This window comes from Chitinophaga sp. (assembly GCF_036569125.1).
In the GTDB taxonomy this organism is placed as follows: domain Bacteria; phylum Bacteroidota; class Bacteroidia; order Chitinophagales; family Chitinophagaceae; genus Chitinophaga.
Genome location: NZ_DATCRF010000729.1, coordinates 1 through 3,612, shown reverse-complemented (window position 1 = coordinate 3,612; position 3,612 = coordinate 1). Strand labels below are relative to the sequence as shown.

The following is a 3,612-nucleotide window of genomic DNA, read 5'->3' as shown; positions in this document are numbered from 1 at the left end:
GCCGGCTTTACGTTTCAATACCCGCAGCTGCAGCCTGCGTTTGAAAGTATCTTGCAGCAGCTGCCGCGCAGGGCATATCATTTGTTCTGAAAACAGGATGCAGAAAGTAAGATGATGCGTGCGGAATACAGGATAATTGATGAAGATTTCATTATTCAGGCCGCCCCGTTTTCCAGGTAATTGCCTTAACTTAGTTTTATGGCTATCAACACTAATAATAAAAAACTAACCGTAGTAATTGGCGCATCCGCTAATCCGCAGCGATACAGCTACCTGGCCGTATCGCGGTTAGCTGCGCACGGGCATCCGGTGGTAGCCATCGGCCTAAAGGATGAAAAGATCGGTGATACGCCGGTGACCAAAGAACACCCGGCAGTAGAAGCGGTAGATACCATTACCCTGTACCTGAATCCCCAGCGGCAGCAGGCCTATTATGATTATATTCTTCAACTGCATCCCAAGCGCATCATCTTTAACCCCGGTACTGAAAATCCTGAGCTGGAGCGGCTGGCCATTGAAAATGGAATTGAGCCCCTGGAAGCCTGTACCCTGGTTATGCTAAGCACCGGGCAATATTAACCTGTTACTTTTTTTCGTATATTCGGTTGACTTTTTTTGGATCCATCCATTCCCCGCTACTGCAAGGCTTTAGATACAGACTGGCTTTCCGTAACCGACTAAGCGCGTATAACACCAACGCCTATTCACTTTTTAATTATACTCACATGTTTAAATGGAGAAGATTCAATGGCGACCCCATTAACTTACCTATTAAGGATGAGGTGCGCGAGGCCATTATCCGCGAAACAGGCCGTGGTTTCAAACTGAAAGTTTGCATTGGCACAGATTCCCAGGTGAAGGGCGTAGAAACTGAATTTGCAACCGTGATCGTTTTCCTGCGGGAAGGGCACGGCGGTTTTATGTTCATCCACAACGAAAAAACAAGGGATGTGTATTCCATTAAGGAACGCATGCTGATCGAAGTGGCCAAGAGCATTGAAATCGCCTATGAGCTATGCGATCTTTTCACGGAGTATGATGTGGACATGGAAGTGCATGCCGACATTAACACCAATCCCCAGTTCAAAAGTAACCTGGCCTTACGCGAAGCCATGGGTTATATACTGGGTATGGGCTTTGCCTTTAAAGCCAAGCCGGAAGCCTTTGCCAGCAGCAGCTGCGCCAATAAGGTAGTGAACTGACCGTGAAGAAGTAAAGCAGATCTTAACCCCTGTTTTTGGACGTGGCCACGCGTCCGGTAGGTTTGTCTCCCCTATTCCAGCCAGCTCCGGCAAACATTCCTAAAACTCCGGCATCCCGGTTTATCATCAGCAATACCTCCATTTATCATCAGCAATAACGGCAGAAACCACAGGCTAAATGCACTGCAGTAAACAATTTCATAACAAGGCTTTGTATAATCTTACACTGTTGTTCTGAACTGTTCGTTCATTTCATCAATAAAGCCCAGGATGGCGTCGCGGCCTGATTTTTTAACGGTAGAGGTAATAAAGTGCTGCGGCAGAAATTCCCACTCTTCGCGCAGCTTATTGAGGAAGGCTTTTACATTTTTGCTGGTTTCGGCCTGGGTATTTTTATCGGCTTTGGTAAATACCAGGTTAAAAGGTACTTCCCATTTGCCCAGCTGATTAATGAAGTCAATGTCCAGCTTCTGGGGGGTATGGCGGCTGTCTATCAGCACAAATACATTTACCAGGTTCTCCCTTTTACGCAGGTAATTCTCGATCATTTGCTCCCATTGCCGGCGCTGCGACTGGCTTACTTTGGCAAACCCGTAACCCGGCAGATCCACCAGGTACCAGGCCTCGTTAATAACGAAGTGGTTGATCAGCTGCGTTTTACCCGGCGTACCGGATGTTTTGGCCAGCTTATCGTGGTTGGCCAGCATATTGATGAGGGAAGATTTGCCTACGTTGGAACGGCCTATAAATGCGTATTCCGGCAAATTGGGTGCGGGGCATTTTTGCCAGTCCACGTTACTGATAAGGTATGCTGCTGATTTGATGTTCATTTTCAATTACGAATTATTCAATTACGAATTACGAATGTGGATGCATCATTGGTACATTTTTGCCGAACAAATACCAACATACAGCATATCAGCACGTTCCGGTTCATCTGCACATTTACACATCTGCATATTTACACATTTACTACCTTTGCCCCCTATGTCAGATAAAGCGAATGTTCAGAAGGTAGTTCCGTATGCGGAGTCAAAATTAAGCAAGAAGGAGCAAATAGCGTCCATGTTCAATGATATTGCGTTCCGCTACGACTTCCTGAACCATTTTATGTCCATGGGAATTGATGTGCTGTGGCGCAAAAAAGCTTTACGGCAGCTGAAAACCCTGCAACCCAAACAAATGCTGGATGTGGCCACCGGTACCGGCGATTTTGCCATTATGGCCAACCGGCTGCTGCAACCGGATCACATAACGGGGATCGATATTTCCGAAGGCATGCTCCATTTCGGGCAGGAGAAAATAGCCAGGCTGGGACTGGAAAATAAAATAACCCTGCAGGCGGGCGACAGTGAAACAATAACTTTTCCGGATAGGACGTTTGATGCCATAACGGTGGCATTTGGCGTGCGCAACTTCGAAAACCTGGAAAAAGGGCTCTCAGAAATGTGCCGCGTACTGAAACCGGGCGGAAAACTGGTGATCCTGGAATTTTCAAATCCAACAGTTTTTCCCATTAAACAATTATATAATCTGTATTTTCGTTATATAACACCACTGCTGGGAAAATGGATTGCGAAAAGCCAGGCAGCTTACAGCTACCTGCCGGATTCAGTGAAGGCTTTCCCACAGGGGCAGGTAATGTGCAATATTTTAACTAACACTGGTTTCCAGTCGGTTACATGCAAAACGCTCACTTTCGGCATATGTTCAATTTACTGCGCAACGCGCTGATCCTATCCCTTTTCGTATTCCTATGGAAGCCAACAACCGTGTGCGCCCAGCAAATGATGAACATGTTGGAGCATGATGCCAAGCCTTATTACTTTGGTATTACCCTGGCGGCCAATAATTCTAACTTTAAGCTCGCCCAGTCGCAGGCTTTCCTGAAGGACGATTCCATTATGGTGGTAGAACCTTTGCGCACCATGGGTTTTAACCTGGGCCTGCTGGCCAATGCCCGCCTGAGCCAGTATTTTGACCTGCGTTTTAACCCGCAGCTGGTATTTGCCTCCAAAAACCTGTATTATAAAGAGATGTATCCCATACAGGAAACTACTAAAAAGGTGGAATCCATTCTCTTAAGCTTTCCCGTACAGATCAAATTCAAATCAGACCGCATAGGTAACATGCGCGTATATACGATTGCCGGTTTAAAGTTTGATTATGACCTGGCTGCCAATGCCCGCGCCCGCCGCGATGATAACCTGCCCAAGATCCGCACTACGGATTATGGTTATGAATTAGGCGCCGGTTTTGAGTTTTACTTCGAAAGCTTCATCTTCTCCCCTGAAATTAAGATCAGTAACGGTTTGGGCAATGTGCATGTAAAAAACCCGGACCTCCGCTACTCCAATGTGGTGGAGAAAATGCAATCCAGGATGTTTGTATTTTCTATACACCTGGAAGG

General features: G+C 46.5%; 5 protein-coding genes. 4 read left to right on the top strand and 1 reads right to left on the bottom strand.

The genetic code is table 11. The annotated features are described in order from the left end of the window. Positions 1-198 precede the first annotated feature (198 nt). Entirely contained in the window at positions 199-579 is a 381-nt protein-coding gene (locus VIM87_RS27085; RefSeq protein WP_332000013.1) for a CoA-binding protein, read from the top strand. 146 nt (positions 580-725) lie between these two features. Further along, positions 726-1,202 (top strand): ribonuclease H-like YkuK family protein, encoded by a 477-nt coding sequence (locus VIM87_RS27080; protein ID WP_332000012.1) that lies wholly within the window; start codon positions 726-728, stop codon positions 1,200-1,202. A 221-nt stretch (positions 1,203-1,423) separates the two neighbouring features. Here VIM87_RS27080 and yihA read toward each other — a convergent pair whose 3' ends face one another. Next, positions 1,424-2,032 carry a ribosome biogenesis GTP-binding protein YihA/YsxC gene (gene yihA / locus VIM87_RS27075; protein ID WP_332000011.1) on the bottom strand — a complete coding sequence of 203 codons (609 nt, stop codon included), beginning with the start codon at positions 2,030-2,032 and terminating at the stop codon, positions 1,424-1,426. 235 nt (positions 2,033-2,267) lie between these two features. On the opposite strand from yihA, the gene ubiE reads away from it, so the two are divergent. After that, a complete protein-coding gene (gene ubiE / locus VIM87_RS27070) occupies positions 2,268-2,936 on the top strand; it encodes a bifunctional demethylmenaquinone methyltransferase/2-methoxy-6-polyprenyl-1,4-benzoquinol methylase UbiE (protein ID WP_332000010.1) in 669 nt (222 codons plus the stop codon). Beyond that, on the top strand, positions 2,909-3,612 hold a 704-nt coding region (locus VIM87_RS27065), incomplete at its 3' end, for an outer membrane beta-barrel protein (protein WP_332000009.1). The genes ubiE and VIM87_RS27065, both read left to right, overlap by 28 nt.